Here is a 26,203-nt window from a genome sequence, read left to right as displayed (position 1 = left end):
ACGTCGGTGTTCCGCTGTGCCCTACGAGCTGACATCCCTCGCCCTCCCCTACGTCGCCGCGTTCGTCCTCACCGCAGGACTCTGGGTGCTACTGTGGCGACACCGCGAGCGGCGCGCGGCGAAGGGCTTCCTGCTCGACGTGACCGGGGTCGTCCTCCTGTCGGCGGTCGTCGCGCTGAAGGTGAGCGCGACTGACCCAGCGACGAAGCTGTTCTGGTGGAACTGGCGGTTCCTCGCGGTGTCGTTCATGTCGATCGGCTACATGCTGATGGCGATCCAGTACACCGACAACGAGCACGTGCTCACGCGTCGCGTGGTCGCGGGCCTCGTCGCGGTCGTCGCGGCCGTGCAGGTCGTGGTCTGGACCAACGGCACCGACGGCCTGTTCTACACCGCCGGCGAACTCCAGAACGGCCTGCTCGTCCCCGCGTTCGGGCCGCTCTACTGGGCGTACGCGACGTTCATGGTCGGTTGCATCGTCGTCGGCGTCGGGCTGCTGCTCGGCCTGTTCCGGTCGCGACGGGGCTTTGCCCTCCAGACGGGCGTGCTCGTCGGCACCATCACGCTGGTGATGGGCGGCGTGGTGTTCTGGTGGCTCCGGGCCGTCCCGCTGGACACGCTCGCGCTCACGAGCGCCGTCAAGGTGCTCGCGTTCTACCTCGCGGTCGAGCGCCTCCAGCTGCTCGACACGCTCCCGGTCGCCCGGGCGACCGTCTTCAACAACATGGAGGCGGCGGTGTTCGTGCTCACCGACACCGGCCATATCGTCGACGTGAACCCCACCGCGGAGGCGCTCGTCGGCGGCCGTCACGTCACCCACGAGAGTATCGACGACGTGCTCGGCGTGCCGGTCGCCGACGCGCTCGTCGAGGCGGGGAACGATGCGGACGGCGAGCGCATCGCGGACCGCGAGGTGACTCTCGAGCGCGACGGCGAGCGACGCTACTACGACCTGAAGCTCTCGCGGTTCCCCGACGGAACGGGGGCGGTGGCGGTGTTCCACGACATCAGCGAGCGCCGGAACCGCGAGGAGGAGATAACCATCCTGAACCGCATCGTCCGCCACGACATCCGCAACGAGATGAACGTGCTCCACGGGCGCGGCCAGCTGCTCGAGCCCCACGTCGACCCCGCGGGCGAAGACGACTACCGGCTCGTCATGGAGAGCGCGGAGCACGTCATCGAGATCACCGAGACGGTGCGCGAGCTGATGGAGACGATCACCAGCGACGGCACGCTCACGCTCAAGCCGGTCGCGCTCGGCAACCTCCTCACGACGGAGGTCGAGAAGGCACGCTCGAACTTCCCGCACGCGAGCTTCCACCTCGGCGACATCCCGTCGGTTCGCGTCGACGGCAACGAGATGCTCGCCTCGGTCTTCACGAACCTGCTGAACAACGCGGTGGTCCACAACGACGACGCGGAGCCCGAGGTCCGGGTGGACTGCACGGTCGCGGATTGGGTTGCGCGGGTCCGGATCACCGACGACGGCCCCGGCGTCCCGCCGGGCCAGCGCGAGGAGATCTTCGGTCGCGGCGAGAAGGGCATCGAGAGCGAGGGGACCGGGGTCGGGCTCTACCTCGTCGACACGCTCACCGACGCGTTCGGTGGCGATGTCTGGGTCGAGGACGCCGAGCAGGGCGGTGCCGTGTTCGTCGTCGAACTCCAGCTCGCCGACGCCACGGGGGACACCCCGGTCGGGTCCCCGGTCGCCGAAGATTATTAAAACGTGTTTAACCACCACTAGTGTATCCTATTACTTTGTAGGCAGGATTCATACGTGAAGCGCGGGAACTCCCGTGTATGTCAGTCGGCACGCCCACCGCGAACTGGACCGACGAGAACACCTGCCCCTTCTGTGACGCCACGCTCCCCAATCCGGGGGCGGGCTTCATGGACCACCTGAAGACCAGCCCCGAGTGCAGCTCCGGGTTCGACGCCTGGCGCTTCCACCTCACCGACGACTTCGGCGGGGCCTGAGCCGGTCGCGGGGTGGCCTCGTCGAGTGGCGGCCGCCAAAGCGGTTTGGGACAACTCTTATTCTCTTGTATCGTTCACCTATGCCGTGATGCTTCTCATATTCGTGAGGCAGGGGCGGTCGAGCGACGCGATTCCCGCGCCCGGTCACCGGCGCTGTGTCGGCACCTTCCACGACGAGTGCGGCGCAGGCGCGTCCCTCGCCCACCATGCCCCCGGAGGGTGAGGGCCCGGCGACGTTCGAGTCGGTCGTCGAGAGCGTCCGGTCGTGGGCCAACCGCGACAGCTCCCCGGACGGCGACCCGGTCAGACGGCTCCAGGAGAAGCTCGAGCGGGACCTGAACGCCGAGGCCGAGACGCCGTGGGAGGAGGACGTCGTCGCCCTCGGCACCCAGTCCGGTGGGTGCGAGATCGTGGTCAACGGCGCGATCGGCATCCGTTTCGTGACGGACTTCAACCGGGGGCGGATGCGACGATTCGACCACCGCCTGCCCGCCCAGAGCGACCGCTACAACTACCTGCTGGTGTACCTCCACGAGCTCCCGCCGCGGTTCCAGGACGGCTGGCGAGTCAGACAGCGGAAGTTCTCGGCACCGCGGCTCGGACTCCGGGACTTCGCCTTCGTCGTCCGTCCGCGGACGCGCGGCGACGACGATGTCCAGGTCGACCCCGGGACGGTCCGTGAGGTCGTGAAGACCCTCGGATTCCTCCGGATGGTGCTCCTCGTGCTCCTCGTCGCGCTGGTCGTCGCATCGGCGGCCGTCTCCGAACGGTTCGAGCTCGTGCTGCTCGTGTTCGGTGCTGTCGGCCTCTGGTTCGTCGGCGTTGCACTCTACCTTCGCCGGGTGCCCTCGAAGTGACCCCAACTGACCGTTCCACCCCGCGCCCGGTGTGACCACACCGAGACGGCGGATACAAGAGCCGACCGGCCGTCGGTTCCGGTATGCAGCTCACAGACGTTGCGTGGACGGACGTGCGCGACGCCGACGCCGACGTCGCCTTCCTCCCCGTCGGCAGCACGGAACAGCACGGCCCGCACGCGCCGCTGGGCACCGACGCGATGAGCGCCGCCGAGATCGCCGCACGGGCGGCCGCGGCAGCCGACTTCGACCCGCTCGTCGCGCCGGTCGTCCCGGTCGGCATCGCCGAGGAGCACCGGCAGTTCGACGGCACGCTCTGGGTCAGCGAGGACACGTTCCGGGCGTACGTCCGCGAGACCGTCGAGAGTCTCGCACACCACGGGGTCGACTACGTCGTCGTCGTCAACGGGCACGGCGGCAACACCGCCGCGGTGCGGGAGGTCTGCGCCCGTGTCACCCGCGACGGCACCACGGACGCCGTCCCGTTCACCTGGTTCGACACCGTCGACGGCGACCTGCTCGACGGGCTGGGCCACGGCGGTCCCGTCGAGACGAGCGTCGTCGCAGCCATCGACAGCGGCCTCGTCCACCCGGACCGGTACGACGCGGCCGCAGCCGGCGCTGGCGACGGCTTCGGCGACTGGGTCGCGGGTGTGAACGTCGCCTACGACTTCAGCGAGTTCGCGGAGGGCGGCAACGTCGGCGACCCGAGCGCGGCGAGCCCAGAGCGCGGCGAGGCCGTGCTCGACGACGCGGCGGAGAAACTGCTGGCGCTGGTCGACGGGCTCAGGGAGCGGTCGCGGTAGGCGCGCTACTCGTCGTCGTCCTCGTCGCCCGCCGCCTCCTCCAGCGTGCTCCGGAGGCCCGGAACCGTGGAGGTGAGCTCGCCGACCTGCTCGCCGGCGGACGAGATATCCTCGATGACGCCCTCGAGCTCCGCGAGCTCCGCCTCGAGGTCGTCGGCGTCGTCGAAGGCGTCGGCGCGCTGGCCCATCGTGAACCACTTCTTCGCGTCCCGCAGGTGCTCCTCCGCGTCGCCGACATCGAACGCCGAGCGGAGGCCGTTGAGCACGCCCAGCACGTTGTCGGCGTCGGTCTCCCAGACATCGTCCGGGTCGGGGAGCTCGTCCCACGCCTCCGCGAGGGAGTCCTCGACGTCCTCGCGCATCTCGCTGGCCGCCTCGCCGAACAGTTCGTCGTCGTTCAGGGTGGACTGGCTCATGGCTCACGGTTCGAGCGGGAGGTGGTTAAGTACCTGCCTGAAAGTGAAAGTGAAATCGGCTGCCCTGGGCGCCCTCGCGCCCGGGTAGCTCAGCCGAACCGGAACGCCCGGCCCCGACGTGTCGGCCCGGTGTCAGTCCTCGCGCCGGCGGACCAGCCCGACGCTGTCGTACGTCAGGACGGGTTCCGGGCCGTCGTCCCCGTCGCGCGTGACCGTGACGCACTCGCGGACGATGCCCGTCCCCGGCCGCCCCGCAGACGGGCGTCGCTCGGCGAGCTCCAGTGTCACCGTCAGCTCCTCGTCCGGGTAGACCGGCGCGTGCCACCGGTGGTTCTCGATGCTCATGCCCGCGATGCCGGCGACGCCGGACCGGAACTCGTCGACGACGACACGGTTCACCGCCGCCAGCGTGTGGTAGCCGCTCGCCACGAGTCCGCCGAACGGCTCCGTCACCTCGGGGTCGACGTGCATCGGCATCGGGTCGTACTGCTCGCCGAACTCCCGGATCTCGTCGGCGGAGAGCGAGACCGTCCCCAGGTCGTGGGACTCGCCCGCTTCGAGGTCCTCGAAGTACCTCATTCGACGCTGTCGACCCGCATCATCGGGTAGTCACCCGCCATCGACATGCTCGTCTCGACGCGGGTGCCCTCGTACTCGACGACCATCTCGACCTCCATGAACCGCCCCGTCAGCTCCAGATAGTCCGCCGACTGCTCGGCGAGGGCATCGGCGATGGCGTCCTCCAGCACGTCCACCGTCACGTCGACGCAGTGCGGCTGGTTCTCGATGGCGTCGGCCATCGCCGTCTCCAGGCTGGCCGCCGACTCGGGGGAGACCGGTGTCCCCGCGAACTGGTGGTAGAGCGTCCCGAACTTGATGCCCGCCTCGAAGCAGGCTGTCTCCGACTCCGTCGCGTCCATACTCGGGGGTGGTGTGGGCGGGCGAAGTTCGTTGTGGTCCCGGAACGAGGCGGGGTGTGGAAGCGGTGCGCTGTTCGACGGCACGCGGACTCCCTCGCAGGGCCGCTGTCCCGCGTCCGGCTCTCCCGTCGGCCGCGCGCCCCCGGCTGAAGAATCGAGGACCTCCCGCCGTCAGTCGGTCCCGATGTCCACGAGCTCCTCGACGTCGGGAATCTCGACGTCGTCGTCGGTGATCTGGGTCATGCGTTCGGCGTGTTTCGTCGCGGCGTACTCCGCGAGCTCGTCGGGATCGACGCCGGTCTGGCCGTCGGTCGCGGCCTCGGATACGGCCTCCTGGGTGAGCATAGCGAGCTCGGCCGTCAGCTCGTGGAGCGCCTCGGCCTCGACGGCGCCGGACTCGACGAGCTCCTCCAGCTTGGCCATGCCGAAGCCGACGTGGCGACCCTCGTCGGCGCGGATGTTCCCGAATCCCTCGACGAGCCCGGGAAGCTCGGGCACGCCCGGGACGCTGCCGTCGAACGAGGTCTGGATGCCGTAGTAGCCGGTCTGTGCGAGGATGCCCTCGATGGTGAGGTGGTAGTGGCAGTACGCCTCCGCACGGGTCTGTGGGGTGTCCTCGGTCAGGAGCCGGTGCATGGCGGCCTCGGTGCGCTCGAACAGCTCGACGTAGGCGTCGGAGTACCACTTCGGGTCGCGGGGGTTCGTGCGGGTCTGTCCGCGGCTGTCCTCCTCCCGCGCGATGACGGTCGACCAGTAGCGCTGGAAGAAGTCGGCATGTTTGGCCTCCTCGTAGAGCTGCGTGGTGACGAACAGCTGGTCGTTCAGGTCGGAGAGGACGACCCCGAGGGGCGCGAGGTCCTCGGTGACTGCCTCCTCGCCCGCGCCGAACAGCGCGAGCGTCCCCCGGAGCTGGTCGAACGTGTCGTCGTCGAGGGCCGCGACGCGCACGCGGTCCTGCTGGAGGTCGACGTCGGTGGGGTCCCAGTGACGTTCGACCGCGTTGCGGTAGTAGCGGTACGACCGGGCGTCGGTGTCGATGCGGTCGGCACCGTCGAAGGCATCCGTCATGCCCCGGAGTACGCGGGGCGTGGAAAAAACCGTACCGGCGTTGAGGGTTGCCTGCAGCTCGGCGGACCCCGACGGTCAGCGGTCCCGGGCCGACGCGTAGCCCACGTAGTACTCGTCGTCGTACAGCAGCGAGACGTGCTCGAGGGTCTCGACGCCGAGCGGGACGCTGTCGCCCGGGGCGAACTCGCCGTCGATCTCGTCGCCGACGTCGACGAGCGTCCGGTCGTCGTTCCAGACGTGTGCGGTGAGCTTCGAGGCCGGCACCGCGTCGCCCTCGACGTGTTCGAGCGAGACCTCGTCGCCGAAGGCCAGGTCGAGCTCGATGGTGGGGACGGTGCGCTCGACCGCGAGCCTGGCGTCATGCTCGCCCCAGACCACGGCCACGCTCGTGCCGACCGGCACGTCCTCGACCGTCAGGCTGTCACCATCCGCGACGGTGTCGCCGGCGTCTGCCCACTGCGTGTCCGCGGGCTCGTCGTCCACGCGGACCTCGTACTCGGTGGCGGGCCGGGGCTCGTCGAGGCTGAGCGTCGCCGTCACCGTGCGCTCGGCGAAGTCGTACTCGAGGCTCGCCTGGCCCGGGGGCTCCGGCCTGAAGTAGGCGATGCCGTCCTGGGGTTCGGTGCCGCCGTAGGTGACGACGACGGTCTCGCCCGGGTCGACCTCGTCGAGCGAGGCGGCGTCGCCCTCGGTGACGGTCTCGTCGGCCCACGGCGTCTCCGTCCGTGTCTCGTCGTCGTCGTCGCGGCGCCACCACTGTCGGCCCTCGAAGACGACGACGGAGAGCTCGTCGCCGTCGACCGCGAACGTGTCGCGGTACTCGAGGTCGAGCGTCCGGCTGTCGAACGCGTAGTCGAAGTCGAACTCGAGCGACCCGAGCACGTAGGTGGTGCTCGAACGCGTGCCGTACTCCCGTTCGTGGGTGATGGTGACCTCGAGGTTCGGCTCGACGTCGGCCGCCCGGAAGCGGATGGTGTCGCCCTCGGCGATGGTCTCCTGGTCGCCGGCCCAGACGGACCGGTCGTACGTCTCGCCGCCGACCTCGAGGGTGAGCTCGTCGACCGGAGTCGGGTCGCCGTCGGTCACCTCGACCGTGACGTACTCGTCGTTGCTCCGGAGGTTCTCGCGGTCGACCCGGAGGCCGCCCGGACTGTCGTGCTCGCGAGCACGCCGACGGGCGGCGAGGTCGATCACCGTCGTCACGGTGACCACCGCACCGTCGGTCTCGACGGTGGTGTTCTCGCCGTCGCCGTAGAGCCCGTCCGCCCGGAGCGTCTCGGCGACCTGTTCGGTGTCGGACTCGTCCGCCAGGCCGAACAGCAACGTGCGTTCCAGCGTGTCGGGGTCACGGACGGTCGTCGCGTAGCCCGAGTAGCGGACCTCGGCGTCGACCGACTGGCCGTACCCGAACTCGTCGCCGACCATGACGGCGCGGGTGTCGGCGTCGCCGAATGCCTCGATACCCTCCGAGACAGCCTCGTTGGCATCGAGCAGGCGCTCGGTATCGCCGGCCTTCGCCGCGAGCGCGTCGGTCAGCAGGTCGGTCGAGGCGGCCACGACGAGCCGGTCGTCGACGGCCGCGACCACGTTCTCGCCGCGTTCGTAGCGTTCGTACTCCGTGCCGCTCGGCCCCTCGACGACCTCGCCCTCGCCGTCGAGGGACACGTCGCCGGTCAGCACCAGCAGGTCGACCGAGGCGCCGCTCTGGCCGTTCTGGAGCACGGCACCCTTCGAGAGCGCGTCGGTGTCGACGTCGAGGCCCGTGACGGGGACCGAGGTCGACCCCTGGCGGTTCGACTCGCGCATCGCCGCGTAGTCGATGCCACCGAAGACGAACTCGTCCTCGGCGGCCGACGCCGGAACGTAGTCGAAGAGCTCGCCGAACTCGGCGGCGTCGGCCCACGTGCGGTCGAGAACGGTCGACCGGACGGGACGGCCGTCGCTCGCGGCCGCGGAGACGGAGCCGAGGGTGGCGATGGAGAGGGCTGTACCGATACTGCGGAGGACCTGTCTGCGGGGACTGTCCTGCATACATCGAACGTCTGACTGGAAAACAAATAAATGAACCGACAGAGTTTCAGGCTCTGAAAGTCGGGCACGAGGACACTTTCTTCGGCAGATTTGCGTCTAGTTCATCGAAATTTTAACTTATCCCGGTCTCCGGGCCGAGAGTTCACGGTCCTCGCTCCCGTCGGGCTTGCTCTCCCCGGACGATGGTCCCGCCGCGGGACGAGACGACGGCGTTCGCCCCCGGCCGCTTCGGATAGGCTCTTGGGGGCGGGGGCCCTGCCGGCGAGTATGCGACTCGAAGACTACTGGGGCGTCGGGCCGAAGACCCGGGAGCTGCTCGTCGGGGAGCTCGGCGTCGAGCGGAGCGTCGACGCCATCGAGTCGGCGGACGTGCGGACGCTGGCCGAGGCGGGGCTCTCGCGCGGCCGGGCGACACGGATCCTCCGTCGGGCCGGCGGCGGCGAGGGCATGGGTATCCTCGCGACCGGCGACACGCGCTCGGTGTACAAGCAGTGCATCGAGCTCGCGCGCCGCCACGCCGTCACGCAGGACGCCGCCGACAGCATCCGCGTGCTGACGCCGCTGGCGCACCGCGAGGCGATGGCGGAGCGACTCGACGACGTGACCACGGCACGGGAGTCCTGGGAGGCACTCGCCGAGGACGACCGCGAGGCCATCCTCGACGCGTTCGCCGACTACGACGAGGCCGGCGGCGACGAGCTCGCGGCCGTCGAGACCGCGCTCACACTGCTCGACCTGGAGCTGACCGAGGGGACGTTCGGCCCGCTCGGCACCCTCGACCGCGAGGGGCTGGCCGACGCCGCGGACGCGCTCGGCGCGCTCTCCGACGGGCGGGTCGCGTCCGGCGCGGACGACCGCCTCGACCGGCTGCGGGACGCCCGCGCCGCCGTGGAGACGATGGACGCCAACGCGGTGGACGTCATCGAGGCGGTGCGGGACGCCGGCGCGCGCTCGCCCGACGAGTTCCGCAGCGCGTTCGTCGACTACGTCCGCGGCGAGGCCACGGTCGACGCCGAGCGCATCCGCGACGCGGTGCCGACGGACGCACGCGACGCCACCGACTTCGTGGGCTCCGCGCTGCGCGCGCTGACCCAGGAGCTCGCCAGCGCCGTCGACGAGCGCGAGCGCGAGGTCCGGGTGGACCTCCAGCACGCCATCAGCGACGCCCGCGAGGACATCGACCGCGCGGTCTCGGCCGTCGACGACATCGCGCTCGACCTCTCGCTGGCGCGGTTCGCCGCCGCGTACGACCTCACCCCCCCGTCCTTCCGCGAGGGCGACGCCACCGTCGCCGTCGAAGGGGCCAGGAACCTGGACCTGCTCGCGGGCGACGCGGACGTCCAGCCGGTTCGCTACGCGCTGGGCGAACACGGCCTCACGCCGCCGCCGGGCGACGAGCGCGTGGCCGTCCTCACCGGGGCGAACTCCGGCGGGAAGACGACGCTGCTGGAGACGGTGTGCCAGATCGTCGTCCTCGCGCACATGGGCCTGCCCGTCCCCGCCGAATCGGCCGAACTCACGCTGTTCGACGATGTCGTGTTCCACCGCCGCCACGCCTCGTTCAACGCCGGCGTGCTCGAATCCACGCTGAAGTCGGTCGTCCCGCCGCTCACCGGCGAGGGCCGCACGCTCATGCTCGTCGACGAGTTCGAGGCAATCACCGAGCCCGGCAGCGCCGCGGACCTGCTCCACGGGCTCGTCACGCTGACCGTCGACCGCGACGCCGTCGGCGCGTTCGTCACGCACCTCGCGGACGACCTCGAACCGCTGCCCGAGGCGGCCCGGGTCGACGGCATCTTCGCCGAGGGGCTCACGCCCGACCTGGCGCTCGAGGTCGACTACCAGCCACGGTTCGATCAGCTCGGACGCTCCACGCCGGAGTTCATCGTCTCCCGGCTGGTCGCCGACGCGGACGACCGCGTCGAGCGCGCCGGCTTCGAGACGCTCGCGGCCGCCGTCGGCGAGGAGACGGTCCAGAAGACGCTCGCGGACGCCGAGTGGACCGAGTAGTCAGCCGCCGTACGTCGTCTCCAGGTACTCGACGATGTTCGCGGACTCGTTCATCGTCACGCCGTGCTCGTCGTCGACCAGGACCGGCACCGCGCGCTGGCCCGAGACGCGCTTGACCTCGTCCCGCTCCGAGTGCAGCGCCTCGACCCAGACGCTCTCATAGTCGAGCCCCATCTCGTCGAGCTCGTCCGCGACCGTCTCGCACCACGGGCAGCCGTCGAGCTGGTACAGTGTCAGGCTCATGGTCCCGGGTTGGTCGCGGAGGGACTTGGTGGCACCGCCGCGTCGGGTGGGACGACCGTCTGCCGCCGCATCGCACGTCGAGAGTGGACGCTCTCGGAGACCCACCCGACGACAACCTCATACGGAACGAGGACCCATTCACGAAGCAACGATGATGGCGACGACGCACGCGTTCGTCGGACTCGCCCTGGCGGCGCCCGTGGCGCTGGTCGCCCCCGAGTTCGGCGTCGCCGCGGCCACCGGCGCGCTCGCCGGGGGCGTCTTCCCGGACTTGGACCTCGCCGCCGCGCACCGGAAGACGCTGCACTTCCCGGTGTACTACAGCGCCGCCGCCGTCCCCGCCGGACTTCTCGCCCTGCTGAACCCGACGACCGCCACCGTCGCCGTGGCGCTCTTCCTCGTCGCGGCGGCGGTCCACTCCGCGAGCGACGTGCTCGGCGGGGGACTCGAACTGCGCCCGTGGGAGGCGACGGGCGAGAAGGCGGTGTACGTCCACCCGAAGCGGCGCTGGCTCCGGCCGAGACGGGTGGTCAGGTACGACGGCGCACCCGAGGACTTCCTCGTGGGGGCGGCGTTCGCGCTCCCGGGGCTGGCCGTGTTCGACGGCTGGGTCGAACAGGCCGCGCTGGCGGGGCTGGTTATCTCGCTGGCGTACACGGTGATCCGGAAGCGCCTGCCCGATATCACGCCGGAGCGGTTCCGGTAGTCAGGGGAGCGTGAACCGCTCGAACCGCTGGACAGCGTAGACGTACGACAGGAGCGGCGCGACGATTCCGGCCGCGACGACCACGGCGCTGACGGGGAGGAGCCACGCGGGGTCGAGCCCGAGCGTCCACGGCGTGAGGAACCCGACGAGGCCGTTGGCGAGCGCGGCCAGCAGCTGACGGGTCCCGGCGTCGGTCGCGAGCGCGACGTTCCCGGCGATGGTGACGAGCGCGAGGGAGAAGGCGGCGAGTGCGGTCTTGCTCGGGACGACCGCCTGCTTGTTGCCGGCGACCTGCACGCTGCCGAAGCGCGGGAAGGTCATGCCGACGCCGATGGCCAGCAGCGGCGCGAGCAGGGTGCCGAGCACCGCGACGCCGATGGCCGCCGCGGCCTCGGCGGCCGGGAGCGGGCTGAGGAACGCGACCGGCGCGACGACGAGGACCGCGGCGGGGATGCCGACGGCGGCCCCGGCGAGGACGTGCCCGACGACGTACTGCCGGCCGGAGACTGGCGCGGTGAGCGTCGCCTCGAGCGCGGGCCCGTCGTCGCCGAGCGGGTTGAGCGCGAACGCGAGCGCGACGCCCCAGGCGACGTAGAGCCCGAGCACCCAGGGCAGGTGCGAGGGGATGGCCCCGGTCCGGACGATGGTCTGGACGTCCGAGACGAGGAAGAACAGCGGGTAGAGGGCGTAGACGAGCTTGATGGGTGCGCGGCGAGTCCGGGTCCAGACGACGCGGACGACGCTCCGGGTGGGCCGGTCGACGATGCGGAGCAGCCGGTCCCCGACCGCGACCCCCGACTCGCCCTCGACGCGCTCGTGTTCGGTCTCCGTCGCGGGGTCGGAGAACCAGTGGTAGTTCGCCAGCCGCACCGAGACGACGTGGCCGACGGCGACGAGGCCGACGGTGGTCGCGACCGCCCCACCCGCCCGCAGGGGTGAGGTATCGACGTTCGGCGCGCCGAGCAACAGGAGGTCCGCGTAGCCAGAGAGCGGCGTCGACTGCAGCGGCTCGAACAGCAGCTCGGTGAGGACGGCGAAGCCGTTGCCGAAGACGAGCCCCATGTAGACGAGGAAGGCGACGAGCCCGATGGCGGTCCGGTTGCGGGCGATGGGCTCGTACCGGGTGACGAGGTGGCGGCCGACGAGCCCCAGGCAGAAGCCCAGCCAGATGGCGGGCAGGAGCACGCCGAGGAGCACGACGGGGAGCACGAGGAGGACCAGCGGCGCGCGGGCGCCGTAGGTGAAGCCGCCGACCGCGAGTACGACCGGGACGGCCAGCCACGCGAGGTAGCCCACCGTCTCGGCGACGAGGATGCCGGGGACGACGTCGCGGACGCGGGCGGCAAGCAGGAGCGTCTCGGGCTCGTCGACGCTACCACGCTGGGCGATGGTCCGGAACGTCGCCAGCGCGAGGAGCCCGACGGCCGCGAGGCCGATGGCACCGCGGAGGCCGACGACGACGCCTCCGGATATCGGGAAGTCGGCGAGCTCCCCGGTGCGGAGCTCGCGGCCGAGGATGGCGAACAGGGAGGCGGCCCCGAACGAGATGGCACTGAAGAACAGCCCGGCGACGGCGAGCGCGACGACCTGGACGGTGCTGTCGCCGAGCTTGCGGCGGGTCCGCCTGAACTCCGTCCGGGCGATGCGACGGACGTGCCTGGGGGCCACTCTCACCGGGACCACCACGGCGCGGGCCGTCTCGCGGGGCGGGGAGACTGTTGCATACCCGGAGCGTGGCCCGCGACCCAGTTAAATCGCTCCGATGGCTGCTGGCTCGGAAAATCCCGGTTCGACGGCGGGGAGCCGGTCGCTCAGACGTAGTGCGCGGCGACGACGAGCCCGTACCAGAGCAGGCCGCCGGCGACGAGCGACCGGCGCAGCTCGAAGTCGTGGAACGCGCTCGCGCCGGCGGCGACGAGCCCGATGCCGACCGCGAGGCCGACCCGGTGGAGCACGAGTTCGATGGGGAGCACGCGGACGCCGATGAGCCCGTAGTCGAGGACGACGCCGGTGCCGAACCCGAGCGTGCCGAAGATGAAGCCGTCGACGGGGTCGAGGTTCCGGCCGGCGACGTAGGCCGCGGCGGGGGTCCCGAAGACGAGGACGGGGTAGAGCGTGGCGACGATCGTGTTGGGGTCGACCGCCATCGCGTTCTCGATGGCGATGCCGGCCAGGCGCACTCCCAGCACGACGGCTGCCGGCCCGACGAACACCGCGACCCGGAGCCTGGTCCGGTAGGTCCAGACGCCGTCGAAGATGGACCGAGCGGTCGTCCGCGCCGAGCCGAGGGAGACGCTACCCAGCAGCGGGAGGGCGAGCAGGTAGACGACGGTGGTCCAGCCGTCGTGGTCGTGGGTGTCGCCGTTGTCGTGGTACACCCGCTGGACGTCGCCCGGCGAGGTGGAGTCGATGAAGTCGCGTTCGATGTCGGTCCGGGCCTCCTCCAGGCTGTCGACGGTGTGGGTCAGCGTGAACCAGTCGAAGTGCTCCGCGTGGGCCTGCACGGCCGTCCAGTTACCGCTCTCGGTCTCGATCTCGTACGCCCGCATGTGTGACTGGCCGCCGAAGTAGTCGCCACGGTGGAGCTGGTAGGACTGGGGCGTCCACTCGCCCTGGCCCTCCTCGTGCTCGGAGTAGACGTAGCGCTTCGCCCCCGCGGCGTCGGCCCAGACGATGCGGACGTCGTTGCCGAACTGCGGGTTCTCGTCCGCCTCCTCCGTGAACACCGGTTCCGTCTCGTTCCAGCCGTCGCCGCCGGCCTGGAGCCGCGCCTTCACCTGTTCGGGGTTGCCACGGACGAGCAGGTTGAGCGCGCTGGCGCGCCCCCGGAACGCCTCGCGGCTGCTGACGTACGGCCAGACGTCCGTCTCGGTGTTCCCGAGTTCGACCAGCGCCGCGTCGTCGTCTTCGGGGTCGTCCGGCGGCGTCTGGACCGAGGGCGAGACGAACGTGGTGCCGAGCAGCAGGATGGCTACCGCGAACACCAGCACGAGTACCCGGTTGCGAGTCCACATGGCTCAGCTGTTGCATTCCCCTAGTGGACCGCGGGTGATAACACTACCCGTCTAACGCCCGGGCACCACAGCCAATAACCGTTCGGAACTCCCGTCACCCAATCCCCACGGCTTCGTTCAGTGGAATTTATACGTCTCGGGGGCAACACAATGGACGATGGAACAGCGGGACGACCTCGACGGCGACGCCGTCGAGGTCGAGATACCGGCGGCGGTGGCCGACCGCATCGAGCGCATCTTCGTGGACTGCCGAGGCTACGAGCCCGCGTCGGCCCAGGAGAGTCTGAGCGTGCTCTGTGACCTGGCCGAGGGGCGACTCGACCCGGCACCGGCCGACGCCGACGGGCGCGCAACCGCGGACGACGGGCGGACCGCCGAGGCCACGGGCCAGCCCGAGAGCCCGCCGGGGCCGCGGAGCGACCTCGTCGAGCGTATCGACGAGGCGTTCCCGGCCCGGTGGGACGCGGACCCGACCGTCCGCAGACGGCTGCACGCGGTCGTCGACCGCTACGTTCACAACCCGAACGAGTACGCCGGTCACGACGAGCGCGAGGCAGACGCCGTCGCGGCTGTCGCCCGCCGCGAGGGTGTCTCGCCTGAGGACCTCCGGACCGACCTCGTCTCGACGCTGTACGGGAACGCCGGCCTGCCGGACGACCTCGCTGGCGAGTTCTTCGGTGAGGCGATGCGGTCGGTCGTGGACGAGGACCCCGACGAGCCCGACCCCGACGGCGAGCCCGCCGAGGACGCCCTCCTGCGCGGCGGGACGGCCGACGAGCGCAGCGAGGACCTCGGCGAAGACGCCTTCGACGTGGAGAACCTCCTCGGCGAGGTGTCCCAGCCGACGGCGGACTGCGAGCGCTGTGGCGACAGCCACCCCGTCAACGACCTCGAGACCGTCATCGGCTCGAAGACGGCGACCATCGAGCTGCTCTGTGCTGGCTGTGCCGCCGACGCGGAGTGATCCGCGGCCGATGCCCGACCCAGAGACCGACACCGACGACGAGCCCGCGCCCGCCGACGCGTTCGCGGCGCTGAGCGACCCGGTCAGGCTCGACATCCTCGACGCGCTCACCGAGCACCACCGGGACGAGGGGCACGACCCCATCGGCTTCGCGGCGTTGCGGCGTCGCGTCGGCGTCCGAGATTCGGGCCGCTTTCGCTACCACCTCAACCAGCTCCGCGCCCGGTTCGTCGAGCGGACCGACGACGGCTACCGGCTGACCGCCACGGGCGCGCGGGTCGCCGGTGCCATCCTCGCGGGCACCTACACCGAGTCGGTCTCGCTCGGGCCGGCCGAGCTCGACAGCACGTGCCCGTTCTGTGGCACCCCCGCGGTCGCGACGGTCCGCGAGGGCCAGTGCGTCGTCTCCTGTGCGGAGGACCACCCGCTGTTCTCGTGGCACGTGCCGGCCAACGCGACCACCGACGCCACGCTGGCCGAGGTGGTCGACCTCGCGGAGCTGCTCGCGTTCCAGGCCATCGAGCAGGCGCTCGCCGGCGTCTGTACGCAGTGCTACGACAGCGTCGAGACGACCGTCGGCGACCCGTCGGAGCCGGGCTTCCGCGCGGCCTGTGACACCTGCCCCGCCAGGCTCGTCGGCCCCATCACCTTCCCCCTGCTCGTCGACCCCGACGTGGCTGGCTGGTGCCGCGCACACGGCTACACGCTCCGCGAGGACCACGTCTGGGAGTTCCCGTTCGTCGGCGACGACGCGAGCGTCGAGGCCGTCGACGCCCGGGACGCCGAGAGTGCGACAGACGCCGCTGACGGCTGCACGACCGCAGACGGTGGCGAACTCGTCGTCACCGTCGCCATCGACGACGACAGCCTCACCGCCACGCTCGACGCCGACGGACGCGTCGTCGCGGTCGCGGAGAACTGACGGATTCTGGATAGAAAATCCGTTCGCCGAGCGCCCAAGTGGCCGGCCATCGTACGGTGAGTCGATGACGCAGAACGGACAGTCAGACCACGGTCTCCGTTCGCTGTACCGGTCGGCGCGTGCCATGGCCGCCTCCCCGCTGCTGTACGTCGGTGCCGTCACGGTCGTCGTGGCGAACGAACTCGCCGAGCTACTCGTGTCGGGGGGCTACGCGTCGCAGACAGTCGACGCGCTGGCCCTGTTCCCCATCGCGCTGGCGCTGCTGTACGCCCAGCTCCTCGCGCTGGCGTACTACCGCAGGCGCCGAGGCAGCGAGCCACGCCGACGTTGCGAGGTCGACGCGTAGCCCGCCACGCCCGAGCGCTTACGACCCTCGCCACGCAATCCGTCACACGATCCGCCACGTATGTACGTCGATCCCGACCCCGAGTGCCGGGAGGACGGCTGGGGTGCGGCGCGGTCGACCGCCGTCGGTGCGACCGCCGCCCTCGCCGTCGGCGGGGCCTACGTCGCGACCCACGGCTTCGCGCAGTACCTCACTTACACGGATGCGCTCCCCGCCGGTGAGCTCCTCCAGTTCGCGGTCATCGCGGCCGTGTTCGTCGCCCACGAGGCGGTCCACGCCGCCGCCTACGCGACGGTCGGGCGCTGCTCGTGGGACGAGATACGGGTCGAGGCCGGCATCGAGTTCGGCGAGGGCCTCGACCCCGTCCACCACTCGGTCCACCCGACGCGGCCGGTCCGCCGCACCGCGTACTGGCTCTGCCTCGCCGCGCCGACGCTGCTGCTGGGGCTCCTTCCCGCCGCGGTCGGGCTCGCCACGGGGAGCGCGCTGGCGACGTTCGTTGGCATCGTCGGGATTCTGCTCGTCGGCACCGACGTCGACCCGGCCGTCACGGCGTGGCGACACCCCGAGCGCGTCGCCGCGCCCACCCCGCCGAGCTGAGGGGGCAACGACCGGGCCGCTTCCGCCGCCCTGCCGACTTCGGCAACCCTTTTGTCCCCTGCTCCGTCACCGACGAGCATGTCCACCATCGACGTCGTCGTCCGGATGGTCCACAGCATCACCTCGGCCGTCTGGGTCGGGAGCGTCCTGTTCGTCGCGTTCGGGGTGCTCCCGTCCGCGCTCGACGGTTCGCTCAACGCCAGCCCCTCCCAGGCCATCGTCTCGCGGCTCCGCTGGCTCTCGCGTGGCTGCTCCGCACTGCTCTTTTTCACCGGCGGCCACCTCGCCGGTACCCTCTACACCGTCGACTCGCTCACCGGTAGCGGCCGCGGCCACCTCGTCCTCACGATGCTCGCGCTCTGGTTCGTCCTCACCGGTCTCGTGGAGGTCGCGGGCGGGAAGCTCGACCGCGGCTTCGACGAGCAGAAGGTCCGCTCGCCCGCCCGCGAGGCGAAGCCGTTCCTCTACGCCGCGAGCGTCGTCGCCGTGCTCCTGCTCGTCGACGCGACGCTCATCGTCTACGGCGGCGGCATCGTCTACTGACCACGTTCGAGTACGCGGGTCGAACCACGTTCCGCATTCGATTCCAAGGCCGAAACCGCACAAAAGTTTTCGATACCCGGCTCGTCTCTCCCGGTATGCGCGACCTCGACGACACCGACATCGAGATCCTCCGCCTGCTCGCCGCCGACGCCCGCCGCTCCTTCGCCAGCATCGGCGAGGAGGTCGGGCTCTCCGGCCCCGCCGTCTCCGACCGCGTCTCCCGGCTGGAGGCGGTCGGCGTCGTCCGCCGGTTCACCGTCGACGTCGACCGCTCGCAGCTCCGCGAGGGCACGCCCGTCCTCGCCCGCCTCGACCTCGAACCCGGTGCCAGCGACGAGGTCGCGGGCGCGCTCCGGGCCGCCGAGGCCGTCGAGCACGTGTTCACGACCGCCGACGGCGACGTGACTGTCCACGCCCGCGTGCCCGACGACGCGGTCCACCGCTGGCTCGACAGCGTCGTCGACTCGTCGCTGGTGCGGGACGTCGACGTGGAGCTGGTCGCGAACTCCGAGTGGTCCCCCAGCGTCGGCGGCGTCGACTTCGCGCTCTCCTGTGCCGAGTGCGACAACACCGTGACCAGCGAGGGCACCTCGGCCCGCATCGGCGACGACGTCTACCAGTTCTGCTGTGGCTCCTGCGAGGCCCGGTTCCGGGAGCGCTACGAGGAGCTGGACGCCGGGGTGTAGTTTCGAGCGCGGTCCCGGGCGTGGGTGGCGAGTCGGTCTGTGCCGGGAGTGCCGCCAGGAACGGGAGCGTTTTGCGTCCCCGAACCCAAGCACCGGCCATGTTCACGGGAATCGTCGAGGAGACGGGCGAGATCGTCGGGGTCACCGACACCGACGACGGTCGTCGCCTCCGTATCGCGGGCGAGCAGGTGCTCTCGGACGTGGGCCACGGCGCGAGCATCAGCGTCAGCGGCGTCTGCCTGACCGTCGAGGCGTACGACGAGGAGACGTTCGAGGTGTTCCTGGCCGAGGAGACCGTCGCGAAGACGTACCTCGGCGACGTGGCGGTCGGCGACCCCGTCAACCTCGAACGGGCGATGCCGGCCGACGGGCGGTTCGACGGGCACGTGGTGCAGGGCCACGTCGACACGACGGCGACGGTTCGCTCGGTGGAGTCGGTGGGTGAGGACTGGCGGTTCGCGTTCGACCTGCCCGCGGGCTACGGGCGGTACGTCGTCGAGAAGGGGTCGGTGACGCTCGACGGCATCAGCCTCACCGTCGCGGAGCGGGACGAGGACGGGTTCGCGGTGGCCATCGTGCCGACGACGTACGAGCTGACGAACCTCTCGGCGAAGGAGCCGGGCGACCCGGTCCACCTGGAGGTCGACGTCATCGCGAAGTACGTCGAGAACATGCTGGGCGAGCGGGCCTGAGTCAGGGCCGCGGCGGGCCGTCGAACTCGGTGAGCTCGGGGTTGTTCGGCCGGTTGCGGTGTTCGAGCACCCCCGCGTCGCGGTAGGCGCGCTTGTAGTTCCGGAGCTTCCGGTAGAGGAACAGCCCGATGAGGGTGTCGTAGGCGACGATGTAGACGATGCTCGCTGCGAAGTCGTCCAGCGGCGAGACGAGCGAGATGATGCCGGGGACGTAGCCCACGGTGATGTTGTAGGTGGCGTGGAACAGCGCGGCGAGCAACAGCCCCTTGACGACGATGGGGCCGTAGTGCTCGCGGTTGAACTTCGCGAGGCCCAGATAGAAGCCGGCGATGCTCGAGTAGATGACGTGGCCGGGCCCGGCGAGCGCGCGCAGGGCGGCGATGTTCGAGCCCGCCTCGACGATGGAGACGGTGGTACCGGTCGCCTCGATGAACCGGGTGATGTAGAAGGCGTTCTCGATGGTGGCGAAGCCGAGCCCGGCGACGGCACCGTACACCGCGCCGTCGATGACCGCGTCGAACTCGGCGCGTCGGAAGGCGTAGATGCGCACCGCGAGCCACTTCACGAACTCCTCGCCGGGGCCGACGATGAACACGAAGAACAGCACCCCACCGATGAACCCCTGCGTGGGGAGGCCGACACCGGTGAAGACGGAGCTCGTGAACGTGTTGACGATGCTCGCGAACGTCGAGAACACGATGGCGAGCAGGAACGTGCCGGCGAGCATCGGCAGGGGCTCGCGCGTGGTCACGTCGCTGCTGTAGACGTAGCCGGCGAGCAACAGTGCGGGCACGAGCGAGAGGAGGACGAACGTCCCGACGATGGGGTTCGAGATCGTTGCGAGTCCGCCGAAGGCGAACAGCGCGACCGTGATTATCGTCGCGACGCCGATGACGACCCAGCGTGCGGCCGGACGAAGCCCCTCGTAGACCGCGACGGCGATGCCGTCGAACTCGCTGCGCTGGTCCCAGGTGGCGACCTCGTACAGGTCACGCCCCCGTTCGGCGGCCCGCTCTATCGGGTCCCGTCGTGGACTCATTGGCTCCGGCTTGGGGGAACGGCCCCGTAATGGTTCCCCCTGGGACTCTCGACGCTGTCCTTAAGGACTCGCGGTACATCTTAGTATGACATTGATTCACAGTATCCGTATTAGGGATAGTTTATCAACGAGAAACCCTGTGTACGTTCCAATGGCAGACCAGAACAGCCGAGGAATGCTCTACACCCCCCTCCCCACAGCGGAGGACGACGGGTTTCGAACACCAGTACCGACACTAAAAGGGTTCAGTGACGACCCGAACCCATCGGCCGCCGACGCACCGACCGACGTCCCGACCGCCGACCCCCCTACTTCTCGCCCGACTTCGACTGACTCACCAGCCTGGAGCGGCACGCCCGCCGACGACTGACTCACCAGCCTGGAGCGGCACGCCCGCCGACGACTGACCGGCCAGCGGAAGCCAGGTTCAAGACGCTGCTGCGAGTACCGGCGGGTATGCATTTCGACCAGCGGACACAGGCCGCCCTGCGCGACGTGGGGCTGACGACCGAGGAGCTACAGGCGGCCTCGGAGGGCGTCGTCGAGCGCGTCGCCGAGAGCGCGGCCGCGCTCGAGGAGTTCTTCGAGACGAACGACGTGGTGTACTCGGACATGGACCAGGCGCACTCGACGGCCGAGTTCCCCGAACACACCGTCGAGTACTGCGACCTGACGACGCACGCTGCCGAGATGCGCGGCTGGCTCCGCTTCTCGACCTGGGGCGTCTACGTCGAGGACGGCCGCGTGCTGGACGACGGCACCGTCGAGCTGACGCTGGGCCCGAGTGTGAACGACCGGGTGCGGTTCGCGCCGACCCGCGACGCGCTATGACGGTCAGAGTCAGGGGCATCTACACGACCGCGCTCACCAAGCGCCTGCTCGACGCGGGTCTCGACGTGGTGCAGGCGTCACCGCCCATCCGGCGTCGTTTCGCCGACCACGACGCCGACCTCGCCGCCGTCCCCGACGCCGCGGCGGTCGCGACGACCGACGACAGACAGGGGGTCGGCATCCACGGTGACGACGACACCGTGGCCGCCGTCCGCGAGGTCTGTACCGGTGTCGGGCGCGACGCGCTCGCGTGGACCGACCCCGCTGGCCGCGGCGCGGTCGTCGACGGCGTGGTCACCGAGACGCTTGGCTCCGGCGCGGTCGTGGACTGCGGCGACTTCGAGGGGTTCCTCCCGTTCGGGGTGACGGACGGTTACGTCGAGGACGGCGACGCGCTCCGCGTGCAGGTGGTCGACCCCACGCCGCCCTGGGGCGACGACCGCGCCGAGCTGACGACCGAGCTGACCGTCCAGACCGGGCTCGTCGAGCTCTCTCGCGGCCGCTCGGGCGCGTCGGCGAACGTGCCCGGCGACCGCGCCACCGAGCTGGTGCGGACGGTCGAGCTGCTCTCGGCCGACGTGCCCGACGGCTGGGGGCTCCGCTGGCAGCGCGCCGCCGAAGACGCCGAGATGGGTGCACTGGGCGACGCGCTCGCGGAGGCCGTCGAGCGCGCCGAGGCCGTCGACGCGGCGGTCGCCGACGCGCCGCCCATCGAGGACAACCTGGGGAGCGACGACCTGGTCGTCGCCGCGGGCGAGTCGACGGTCTGGGTCTGGTTCGGCCGCGAGAGCCGGTTCGGGCTGGACGAGGCCCGGCGCGAGGTCGAATCCACGATGCACGGCCACCACCGCGTGAAGGCGGCGGCGCGGTCGGCCAACACGGCGGTCGACTTCGTCGAGGCCGTCTGCGACGACCCCGGCGACGGCGAGTTCCCGTTCCGCGCCGTCAGCGAGGGGTTCGGCCCGCGGCTGGGCGACAGGCTCGGCATCCACCACGGCAAGCCGGAGGGCCGCGCGTTCACGCTCGGCCGCGGCGAGGTCACCGAGTGCGACCCCGACGCGGGCACGCTCACCGTCGAGCGTTCGATGACCGGCGGGGGCACCTACGACGCGCTCGGCACGAAACGGGAGTCGGGTGACATCGCGGTCACGAAGCTGAAGGAGGGCCGCTGGTGGTACCCGACGGTGTACCGCGACGCCGACGGCGAGTCGAAGGGCACGTACGTCAACATCTGCACGCCGGTCGAGCTGTTCCCCGACGCGGCCCGGTACGTCGACCTGCACGTGGACGTGGTGAAACACGGGGACGGGACGGTCGAACGGGTGGACGACGACGAGCTCGACGACGCGGTCGCGGCCGGCCACGTCCCCGAACCGCTGGCCGAACGGGCACGGCAGGTCGCCACCGCCGTCGAGCGGGCGCTCGACTAGAACGGCAGCCGGCGGCGGAGCTCCTCGACGAGCGAGGGGTCGTCCGCCAGGTCTTCGGGGTCGGGCACGACCCGGTCGGCCGGCTTGATGACGGTCCGCGAGCGCGACGGCTGTTCGACGACGATGAGGTCGTCCTCCTTCAGCCCTGCCAGCGCGTCCTCCAGTGCGTCGATCTCGACTTCGACGTGCGACCGTAGTTCGAAGACCGTCATGCCGTCGTGCTGGCGGTCGACGAGGGCGTCGAGCACCGAAACGTCGATCTCGTCCCGGTCCCGGTACTCCCGCTTTGCCTTCATCACCTCACAGTTAGCGTGGATACGATTTGATGTTTGTCCCTGCGTGGCGGGCCCCCGTCGGACGCGTGTCAGACGCCGAGTGGCGCGGCAGTAGCCTTTTAGGCACGGGCAGGGTAGGCGGTCACAATGGGTCTCATGTGTTCGCTCCGCGGTCACGACTGGAGCGAGAGGGAACTGGAGGACGAGCGCGACGAGCGCGGGAACGAGGTCGTGCTGACGGTCCGGGAGTACGAGGTCTGTTCGCGCTGTGACTCGCGGAACCTCGTCAGCGAGAACACGGAGGTAACGACGGTCGCGGGCACCGGGGACGGGACGAGCGACGACGCGGAGAGCGACGACGAGCCGGAGGAGACCGCCGAGGAGCCGGCAGCACCCGCGGCCGAGTCCGCCGACGACCCGGTCGACGATGCCGTCGAAGCTTCCGGGGCCGAGGACGCGGCCGTCGAGGGCGACGACGCCGCCATCATCGTCGACGCCGAGGACGGTACCGACGACGGAGCGACCGGGGACGACGACGGAGCCCCGGAGCCGCCCGCGGAGCCGGCGGACGCAGGGTCGGGAGCCGTCGACCCCGCCGACGAGGACGCGGTGGTGATGACGGACGACGAGCCGGGCGACGCCGGCGCACCGGAGACCGCTGCTGACACACCCGAGACCACCGCCGATGCTGCGGCTGAGCCGGGCGACCCCCACGAGGACGCCGAGACGGACGACGGCGTCATCCTCCCGGGGGAGGGAGCGCCGTCGTCCGAGGCGGACGAGCGCGGCCACGGCGAGTGGCCCGAACACGAGCAGGCGGGTGCCCAGGCCCCGAGCGAGTCGAAGGCCTGGCCCGAACACGAGGGCGACGACGGCGGCTACGACGCACAGGTCCCGGACGACGAGGCAGCCGACGTGGAGTTCGGTGGCGGGCTCGCCCCGGAGACCGGCGCTGACGCGGACGCCGAGGGCGAGACCGTCGACGCCGAGGCGGGCCACGACGCCGAGTTCGTCGACAACGCCGTCGGACGCGCCCCCGAGCAGGAACGGACCGAACAGCAGTCGAGCCGTCCGACTGACGGCGAGAGCGTCACCGGCATCACCAGCGCGAGCGAGGTCACCGCGCCCTCGGAGGGTACGAGCACGAGCCCCGACGCCCAGCTGGCCTGTCCGGCCTGTGGCAACGCCGAGAGCCGGTCGCGCACGTCGCTGCGCGCCGGCGACATCTGCCCCGAGTGCAAACGGGGCTACCTGGCGGAGGCCGACGAGTGACGAAACAAGTAAACGGTCCCCTGTCGTTGACCCACCCATGAAGGAGTACAAGATGCGACGCGGCGAGTACCTCGAGGAACGAATCCCGGACCTCGAATCGACCGTCGAGGAGTACTTCGGCCCAATCACGGGCACGGAGGAGTACAAGGGAAGCGACCTGTTCGTCATCGCGGAGCCCGACAACCCCGTCTTCGAGCGCGTCGTCGCCGGCGCCGTCGCCTACTCCGGCAAGAAGGACAAACTGGCCGTCGAGTTCCACGAGCGCGACGTCGCCGACCTCGGCCCGGACGAGCTGGAGGCCGCGGGCGACGCCGTCGACAAGAAGAACGACTTCCTCCTCGAGGCGACCGGCCGCGACGCGAAGTCCCGCCGCAAGTCGATGAAGCGCGCGGTCGAGGACGACCCCGACCACGACGTCGACGCGTAGACGCCTTCTCGCCGCCGCGCTCCCCGTTCCGGCCTGCACCGACCAGCGTGCCGGCCGGCCGGAATGGCAGGCTTTACCCGCGAACGACCCGAAACACGGGTCAGGAATGACGGTCATCGAGTCGGTCCACGCGGACCACGGAGCCACCTTCACCGAGCGCGGCGGCCGTCGGGTCGTCGACCACTACGGCCGCCCGGAGCGGGTCCACAAGGCGGTTCGCCGGGTCGTCGGCGTCCTCGAACTCGGCTACGGGGTGGTCGTCGTCGGCGGCGACGACCGCGTCGAGTTCGTCGACAACGCGGTCTCCAACGACGTCCCCGAGACCGACGGCCAGGGCTGTTACGCGCTCCTGCTGGACCCGCAGGGCGGCATCGAGACGGACATGTACGTCTACAACGCTGGGGAGCGCCTCCTGCTGTTCACGCCGCCCCAGCGCGCCGACCCGCTCGTCGCGGACTGGTCGGAGAAGGTGTTCATCCAGGACGTCGAGATCCGCGTCGCCACGGACGAGTTCGCCACGTTCGGCGTCCACGGCCCGAAGTCCACCGAGAAGATAGCCAGCGTGCTGAACGGCCCGGGCAGCCCGGAGGGCCACCTCCACTTCGACCGCGGCTCGATGGGCGACGACGGCGTGACCGTCATCGCCAGCGACGCCCCCACCGGCGACGAGGGCTATGAAGTCGTCTGCAGCGCCGACGCCGCCGCCAGCGTCTTCGACACGCTCGTCAACCACGGGCTGAACGCCGCACCTTTCGGCTACCGGACGTGGGACGCCCTGACGCTCGAAGCCGGGACGCCCACGTTCGACACCGAACTCGAGGGGCGCATCCCGAACGTCGCGGGCATCCGGAACGCGCTCGACTTCGAGAAGGGCTGCTACGTCGGCCAGGAGGTCGTCTCCCGGGTCGAGAACCGCGGCCGGCCGAGCAAGCGGCTGGTCGGGCTCGAACCCGACGTGGTGCCCGAGTCCGGTGCGGCCGTGTTCGCGGGCGACGCCGCCGTCGGCGAGGTCACGCGGGCCGTCGAGAGCCCGATGCTCGAACGCGCAATCGCGCTGGCCTACGTCGAGTGGGACGCGGTGGCCGACGACCTGACCGTCCGCTACGAGGGCGACGAGGTCGCGGCCGACGTGGTCGACCTGCCGTTCGTCGACGGGACCGACCGCTCGGCGCGGCTGCCGACGTACCCCGAGGACTGAGCGCCGGCACTGTCGGCTCGCCTACACCTCCCGCAGTTCGACATCGCCGTCTCCCTGCCTGACCAGCGCCCGCAGCGAGTCGGGCGTCTCGACCAGCACGGCCTCGCCGCCGGGCGACTCCCTGTTCTTCAACACCACGTCCTGGCAGACGACGGTGCCCGTTCTCGTCGGTTCCTCGTGGCGGCTGTGGCCGACGATCTGCGGCGGGGCGTCGGCCGGCAGGTTGTCGAAGCCGAGCCAGAGCGGGCCAGCGTCGGGGCCCTTCACGTCGCCCTCGCCGCCGCGGAGGTCGATACCGGCGTCGAACATGGGATAGCCGTGGTAGATGTCGAGGACGGCGTCGGTGTGCTCGTCCTCGTCGCCGACCATCGGGCCCAGACGCTCGGCCGCCCTGGCTGCCTCGTCGTTGACCGCGGCCGGGTCGACGCCGTCCTGCTGTCCGGCGTGGCTGTAGGTGTAGCCGTAGCCCTCGTAGGCGACGGCGAGGTCGCCCGCGACGATGTCGTCGTACAGCTCCCGACGGCGCTGGTCGGACACCTCGTCGCAGAACCAGCGGCCGCCGTCCGGGTCGTTCGGGAGCAGGCAGAACCACTCGTGGTTGCCGAGGTGGTACCGGACGCGACCCTCGGGCGCCTCGGCGCGCAGACGTTCGAGCAGCGCGAGACAGCCCGCCGAGTCGGGGCCGCGGTCGACCGCGTCGCCGTTGAACACGAGCACGTAGTCGTTGCCGGCCCAGTGCAACAGTCCGTCCGCGCGCTCCTCGACGACCGGGTCGACCCCGGCGTGGTCCGAGAGCGTCAGGAGTGCGCTGCGGAACCGGTCCAGGTGGCCGTGCACGTCGCTGAGGCTGACGATGGTCGGGGTTCCGGGGAGGGCGGCGACCGAGTCGCGGCGGGTCGGGTCGTCGTGCTCGTCGCTCATATCCTG

The 26,203-nt window shown here is 70.7% G+C and carries 29 protein-coding genes; 18 read left to right on the top strand and 11 right to left on the bottom strand.

Going from position 1 to position 26,203, the window contains the following annotated elements:
• The first annotated feature begins 16 nt into the window (after positions 1–16).
• The 4 genes from BLT27_RS10465 (at position 17) to BLT27_RS10455 (ending at position 3,643) form a co-directional block, all read left to right on the top strand.
• Positions 17–1,726 carry a sensor histidine kinase gene (locus BLT27_RS10465; RefSeq protein WP_089733614.1) on the top strand — a complete coding sequence of 570 codons (1,710 nt, stop codon included), beginning with the start codon at positions 17–19 and terminating at the stop codon, positions 1,724–1,726.
• A 77-nt stretch (positions 1,727–1,803) separates the two neighbouring features.
• Positions 1,804–1,980 (top strand): DUF7501 family protein, encoded by a 177-nt coding sequence (locus BLT27_RS19745; RefSeq protein ID WP_175526433.1) that lies wholly within the window; start codon positions 1,804–1,806, stop codon positions 1,978–1,980.
• A gap of 206 nt (positions 1,981–2,186) precedes the next feature.
• On the top strand, positions 2,187–2,837 hold the full coding sequence (locus tag BLT27_RS10460) for a hypothetical protein (RefSeq protein ID WP_089733612.1): 651 nt from the start codon (positions 2,187–2,189) through the stop codon (positions 2,835–2,837).
• An 83-nt stretch (positions 2,838–2,920) separates the two neighbouring features.
• Complete coding sequence (locus BLT27_RS10455; protein WP_089733610.1) at positions 2,921–3,643, top strand: creatininase family protein; 723 nt, start codon at positions 2,921–2,923, stop codon at positions 3,641–3,643.
• A 5-nt stretch (positions 3,644–3,648) separates the two neighbouring features.
• Here the strand turns inward: BLT27_RS10455 and BLT27_RS10450 are convergent, their stop codons facing one another.
• From BLT27_RS10450 to BLT27_RS10430, 5 genes are all read right to left on the bottom strand, one after another.
• Positions 3,649–4,059, bottom strand: a complete 411-nt coding sequence (locus BLT27_RS10450) for a DUF5790 family protein (protein WP_089733608.1) — start codon at positions 4,057–4,059, stop codon at positions 3,649–3,651.
• Between the two features lie 132 nt (positions 4,060–4,191).
• Positions 4,192–4,638 carry a MaoC/PaaZ C-terminal domain-containing protein gene (locus tag BLT27_RS10445; protein WP_089733606.1) on the bottom strand — a complete coding sequence of 149 codons (447 nt, stop codon included), beginning with the start codon at positions 4,636–4,638 and terminating at the stop codon, positions 4,192–4,194.
• A complete protein-coding gene (locus BLT27_RS10440) occupies positions 4,635–4,979 on the bottom strand; it encodes a dihydroneopterin aldolase family protein (RefSeq protein ID WP_089733605.1) in 345 nt (114 codons plus the stop codon). The genes BLT27_RS10445 and BLT27_RS10440 overlap by 4 nt, the downstream gene beginning before the upstream one ends.
• A gap of 171 nt (positions 4,980–5,150) precedes the next feature.
• The gene (locus BLT27_RS10435; RefSeq protein ID WP_089733602.1) at positions 5,151–6,047 is read right to left on the bottom strand and encodes a ribonucleotide-diphosphate reductase subunit beta; all 897 of its coding nucleotides are present in this window, start codon (positions 6,045–6,047) and stop codon (positions 5,151–5,153) included.
• Positions 6,048–6,122: 75 nt separating this feature from the next.
• The gene (locus BLT27_RS10430) at positions 6,123–8,078 is read right to left on the bottom strand and encodes a hypothetical protein (RefSeq protein ID WP_089733600.1); all 1,956 of its coding nucleotides are present in this window, start codon (positions 8,076–8,078) and stop codon (positions 6,123–6,125) included.
• 267 nt (positions 8,079–8,345) lie between these two features.
• On the opposite strand from BLT27_RS10430, the gene BLT27_RS10425 reads away from it, so the two are divergent.
• On the top strand, positions 8,346–10,088 hold the full coding sequence (locus BLT27_RS10425) for a MutS-related protein (protein WP_089733599.1): 1,743 nt from the start codon (positions 8,346–8,348) through the stop codon (positions 10,086–10,088).
• Here BLT27_RS10425 and BLT27_RS10420 read toward each other — a convergent pair whose 3' ends face one another.
• Positions 10,089–10,331, bottom strand: a complete 243-nt coding sequence (locus tag BLT27_RS10420; RefSeq protein ID WP_089733597.1) for a glutaredoxin family protein — start codon at positions 10,329–10,331, stop codon at positions 10,089–10,091.
• A gap of 151 nt (positions 10,332–10,482) precedes the next feature.
• Here BLT27_RS10420 and BLT27_RS10415 point away from each other — a divergent pair, with 151 nt between their 5' ends.
• Positions 10,483–11,037, top strand: coding sequence for a hypothetical protein (locus tag BLT27_RS10415; RefSeq protein WP_089733595.1), 555 nt, complete (start codon positions 10,483–10,485; stop codon positions 11,035–11,037).
• Here the strand turns inward: BLT27_RS10415 and BLT27_RS19740 are convergent, their stop codons facing one another.
• Together BLT27_RS19740 and BLT27_RS10405 are read right to left on the bottom strand one after the other, a co-directional pair.
• Positions 11,038–12,711, bottom strand: a complete 1,674-nt coding sequence (locus BLT27_RS19740) for a hypothetical protein (RefSeq protein ID WP_175526432.1) — start codon at positions 12,709–12,711, stop codon at positions 11,038–11,040. It abuts the gene before it with no gap.
• A gap of 137 nt (positions 12,712–12,848) precedes the next feature.
• On the bottom strand, positions 12,849–14,051 hold the full coding sequence (locus tag BLT27_RS10405) for a hypothetical protein (protein WP_089733590.1): 1,203 nt from the start codon (positions 14,049–14,051) through the stop codon (positions 12,849–12,851).
• Positions 14,052–14,208: 157 nt separating this feature from the next.
• Between BLT27_RS10405 and BLT27_RS10400 the strand changes: the two genes are divergently transcribed.
• From BLT27_RS10400 to BLT27_RS10370, 7 genes are all read left to right on the top strand, one after another.
• On the top strand, positions 14,209–15,015 hold the full coding sequence (locus BLT27_RS10400; RefSeq protein WP_089733588.1) for a hypothetical protein: 807 nt from the start codon (positions 14,209–14,211) through the stop codon (positions 15,013–15,015).
• A 10-nt stretch (positions 15,016–15,025) separates the two neighbouring features.
• Positions 15,026–15,937, top strand: a complete 912-nt coding sequence (locus tag BLT27_RS10395; protein ID WP_089733587.1) for a winged helix-turn-helix domain-containing protein — start codon at positions 15,026–15,028, stop codon at positions 15,935–15,937.
• A gap of 64 nt (positions 15,938–16,001) precedes the next feature.
• Positions 16,002–16,283 carry a hypothetical protein gene (locus BLT27_RS10390; RefSeq protein ID WP_139172305.1) on the top strand — a complete coding sequence of 94 codons (282 nt, stop codon included), beginning with the start codon at positions 16,002–16,004 and terminating at the stop codon, positions 16,281–16,283.
• Between the two features lie 60 nt (positions 16,284–16,343).
• Entirely contained in the window at positions 16,344–16,883 is a 540-nt protein-coding gene (locus tag BLT27_RS10385) for a metalloprotease family protein (RefSeq protein WP_089733581.1), read from the top strand.
• 78 nt (positions 16,884–16,961) lie between these two features.
• The gene (locus BLT27_RS10380) at positions 16,962–17,426 is read left to right on the top strand and encodes a transporter (RefSeq protein WP_089733580.1); all 465 of its coding nucleotides are present in this window, start codon (positions 16,962–16,964) and stop codon (positions 17,424–17,426) included.
• A gap of 95 nt (positions 17,427–17,521) precedes the next feature.
• On the top strand, positions 17,522–18,112 hold the full coding sequence (locus BLT27_RS10375; protein ID WP_089733578.1) for an AsnC family transcriptional regulator: 591 nt from the start codon (positions 17,522–17,524) through the stop codon (positions 18,110–18,112).
• 98 nt (positions 18,113–18,210) lie between these two features.
• A complete protein-coding gene (locus tag BLT27_RS10370; protein WP_089733576.1) occupies positions 18,211–18,804 on the top strand; it encodes a riboflavin synthase in 594 nt (197 codons plus the stop codon).
• Position 18,805: 1 nt separating this feature from the next.
• Here the strand turns inward: BLT27_RS10370 and BLT27_RS10365 are convergent, their stop codons facing one another.
• Positions 18,806–19,843 carry a PrsW family intramembrane metalloprotease gene (locus BLT27_RS10365; RefSeq protein WP_089733574.1) on the bottom strand — a complete coding sequence of 346 codons (1,038 nt, stop codon included), beginning with the start codon at positions 19,841–19,843 and terminating at the stop codon, positions 18,806–18,808.
• A gap of 456 nt (positions 19,844–20,299) precedes the next feature.
• Between BLT27_RS10365 and BLT27_RS10360 the strand changes: the two genes are divergently transcribed.
• Positions 20,300–20,674, top strand: coding sequence for a DUF7532 family protein (locus BLT27_RS10360; protein ID WP_089733572.1), 375 nt, complete (start codon positions 20,300–20,302; stop codon positions 20,672–20,674).
• On the top strand, positions 20,671–22,104 hold the full coding sequence (locus BLT27_RS10355) for a ribonuclease FAU-1 family protein (RefSeq protein WP_089733570.1): 1,434 nt from the start codon (positions 20,671–20,673) through the stop codon (positions 22,102–22,104). The genes BLT27_RS10360 and BLT27_RS10355 overlap by 4 nt, the downstream gene beginning before the upstream one ends.
• Here the strand turns inward: BLT27_RS10355 and BLT27_RS10350 are convergent.
• Entirely contained in the window at positions 22,101–22,400 is a 300-nt protein-coding gene (locus BLT27_RS10350) for a DUF6432 family protein (RefSeq protein ID WP_089733568.1), read from the bottom strand. The two genes, BLT27_RS10355 and BLT27_RS10350, sit on opposite strands and share 4 nt — an antisense overlap.
• Positions 22,401–22,526: 126 nt before the next feature.
• Here BLT27_RS10350 and BLT27_RS10345 point away from each other — a divergent pair, with 126 nt between their 5' ends.
• The 3 genes from BLT27_RS10345 (at position 22,527) to ygfZ (ending at position 25,276) form a co-directional block, all read left to right on the top strand.
• On the top strand, positions 22,527–23,651 hold the full coding sequence (locus BLT27_RS10345) for a DUF7093 family protein (protein WP_089733565.1): 1,125 nt from the start codon (positions 22,527–22,529) through the stop codon (positions 23,649–23,651).
• A gap of 37 nt (positions 23,652–23,688) precedes the next feature.
• The gene (locus tag BLT27_RS10340) at positions 23,689–24,078 is read left to right on the top strand and encodes a DUF5611 family protein (protein WP_089733564.1); all 390 of its coding nucleotides are present in this window, start codon (positions 23,689–23,691) and stop codon (positions 24,076–24,078) included.
• A gap of 106 nt (positions 24,079–24,184) precedes the next feature.
• The gene (ygfZ, locus tag BLT27_RS10335) at positions 24,185–25,276 is read left to right on the top strand and encodes a CAF17-like 4Fe-4S cluster assembly/insertion protein YgfZ (RefSeq protein WP_089733561.1); all 1,092 of its coding nucleotides are present in this window, start codon (positions 24,185–24,187) and stop codon (positions 25,274–25,276) included.
• A 21-nt stretch (positions 25,277–25,297) separates the two neighbouring features.
• Here the strand turns inward: ygfZ and BLT27_RS10330 are convergent, their stop codons facing one another.
• Positions 25,298–26,197 (bottom strand): metallophosphoesterase, encoded by a 900-nt coding sequence (locus tag BLT27_RS10330; protein ID WP_089733559.1) that lies wholly within the window; start codon positions 26,195–26,197, stop codon positions 25,298–25,300.
• Between the last annotated feature and the right edge of the window lie 6 nt (positions 26,198–26,203).

It is taken from the genome of Haloarchaeobius iranensis (assembly GCF_900103505.1).
GTDB classification, from domain to species: Archaea; Halobacteriota; Halobacteria; order Halobacteriales; family Natrialbaceae; genus Haloarchaeobius; species Haloarchaeobius iranensis.
The sequence above is the reverse complement of the archived record's forward strand: the minus strand, read 5'-3'. Positions and strand labels throughout refer to the sequence as shown.

Excerpts from the sequence above, each read along its gene's own strand:
- BLT27_RS10430 (WP_089733600.1), bottom strand. The coding sequence starts at position 8,078 with ATGCAGGACAGTCCCCGCAGACAGGTCCTCCGCAGTATCGGTACAGCC.
- BLT27_RS10435 (WP_089733602.1), bottom strand. The coding sequence starts at position 6,047 with ATGACGGATGCCTTCGACGGTGCCGACCGCATCGACACCGACGCCCGG.
- BLT27_RS10395 (WP_089733587.1), top strand. The coding sequence starts at position 15,026 with ATGCCCGACCCAGAGACCGACACCGACGACGAGCCCGCGCCCGCCGAC.
- BLT27_RS10370 (WP_089733576.1), top strand. The coding sequence starts at position 18,211 with ATGTTCACGGGAATCGTCGAGGAGACGGGCGAGATCGTCGGGGTCACC.
- BLT27_RS10400 (WP_089733588.1), top strand. The coding sequence starts at position 14,209 with ATGGAACAGCGGGACGACCTCGACGGCGACGCCGTCGAGGTCGAGATA.
- BLT27_RS10330 (WP_089733559.1), bottom strand. The coding sequence starts at position 26,197 with ATGAGCGACGAGCACGACGACCCGACCCGCCGCGACTCGGTCGCCGCC.
- BLT27_RS10350 (WP_089733568.1), bottom strand. The coding sequence starts at position 22,400 with ATGAAGGCAAAGCGGGAGTACCGGGACCGGGACGAGATCGACGTTTCG.
- BLT27_RS10460 (WP_089733612.1), top strand. The coding sequence starts at position 2,187 with ATGCCCCCGGAGGGTGAGGGCCCGGCGACGTTCGAGTCGGTCGTCGAG.
- BLT27_RS10355 (WP_089733570.1), top strand. The coding sequence starts at position 20,671 with ATGACGGTCAGAGTCAGGGGCATCTACACGACCGCGCTCACCAAGCGC.
- BLT27_RS19745 (WP_175526433.1), top strand. The coding sequence starts at position 1,804 with ATGTCAGTCGGCACGCCCACCGCGAACTGGACCGACGAGAACACCTGC.
- BLT27_RS10375 (WP_089733578.1), top strand. The coding sequence starts at position 17,522 with ATGCGCGACCTCGACGACACCGACATCGAGATCCTCCGCCTGCTCGCC.
- BLT27_RS10360 (WP_089733572.1), top strand. The coding sequence starts at position 20,300 with ATGCATTTCGACCAGCGGACACAGGCCGCCCTGCGCGACGTGGGGCTG.
- BLT27_RS10440 (WP_089733605.1), bottom strand. The coding sequence starts at position 4,979 with ATGGACGCGACGGAGTCGGAGACAGCCTGCTTCGAGGCGGGCATCAAG.
- BLT27_RS10425 (WP_089733599.1), top strand. The coding sequence starts at position 8,346 with ATGCGACTCGAAGACTACTGGGGCGTCGGGCCGAAGACCCGGGAGCTG.
- BLT27_RS10450 (WP_089733608.1), bottom strand. The coding sequence starts at position 4,059 with ATGAGCCAGTCCACCCTGAACGACGACGAACTGTTCGGCGAGGCGGCC.
- ygfZ (WP_089733561.1), top strand. The coding sequence starts at position 24,185 with ATGACGGTCATCGAGTCGGTCCACGCGGACCACGGAGCCACCTTCACC.
- BLT27_RS10445 (WP_089733606.1), bottom strand. The coding sequence starts at position 4,638 with ATGAGGTACTTCGAGGACCTCGAAGCGGGCGAGTCCCACGACCTGGGG.
- BLT27_RS10380 (WP_089733580.1), top strand. The coding sequence starts at position 16,962 with ATGTCCACCATCGACGTCGTCGTCCGGATGGTCCACAGCATCACCTCG.
- BLT27_RS10405 (WP_089733590.1), bottom strand. The coding sequence starts at position 14,051 with ATGTGGACTCGCAACCGGGTACTCGTGCTGGTGTTCGCGGTAGCCATC.
- BLT27_RS10340 (WP_089733564.1), top strand. The coding sequence starts at position 23,689 with ATGAAGGAGTACAAGATGCGACGCGGCGAGTACCTCGAGGAACGAATC.
- BLT27_RS10345 (WP_089733565.1), top strand. The coding sequence starts at position 22,527 with ATGGGTCTCATGTGTTCGCTCCGCGGTCACGACTGGAGCGAGAGGGAA.
- BLT27_RS10455 (WP_089733610.1), top strand. The coding sequence starts at position 2,921 with ATGCAGCTCACAGACGTTGCGTGGACGGACGTGCGCGACGCCGACGCC.
- BLT27_RS10390 (WP_139172305.1), top strand. The coding sequence starts at position 16,002 with ATGACGCAGAACGGACAGTCAGACCACGGTCTCCGTTCGCTGTACCGG.
- BLT27_RS10385 (WP_089733581.1), top strand. The coding sequence starts at position 16,344 with ATGTACGTCGATCCCGACCCCGAGTGCCGGGAGGACGGCTGGGGTGCG.
- BLT27_RS10415 (WP_089733595.1), top strand. The coding sequence starts at position 10,483 with ATGATGGCGACGACGCACGCGTTCGTCGGACTCGCCCTGGCGGCGCCC.
- BLT27_RS10365 (WP_089733574.1), bottom strand. The coding sequence starts at position 19,843 with ATGAGTCCACGACGGGACCCGATAGAGCGGGCCGCCGAACGGGGGCGT.
- BLT27_RS10420 (WP_089733597.1), bottom strand. The coding sequence starts at position 10,331 with ATGAGCCTGACACTGTACCAGCTCGACGGCTGCCCGTGGTGCGAGACG.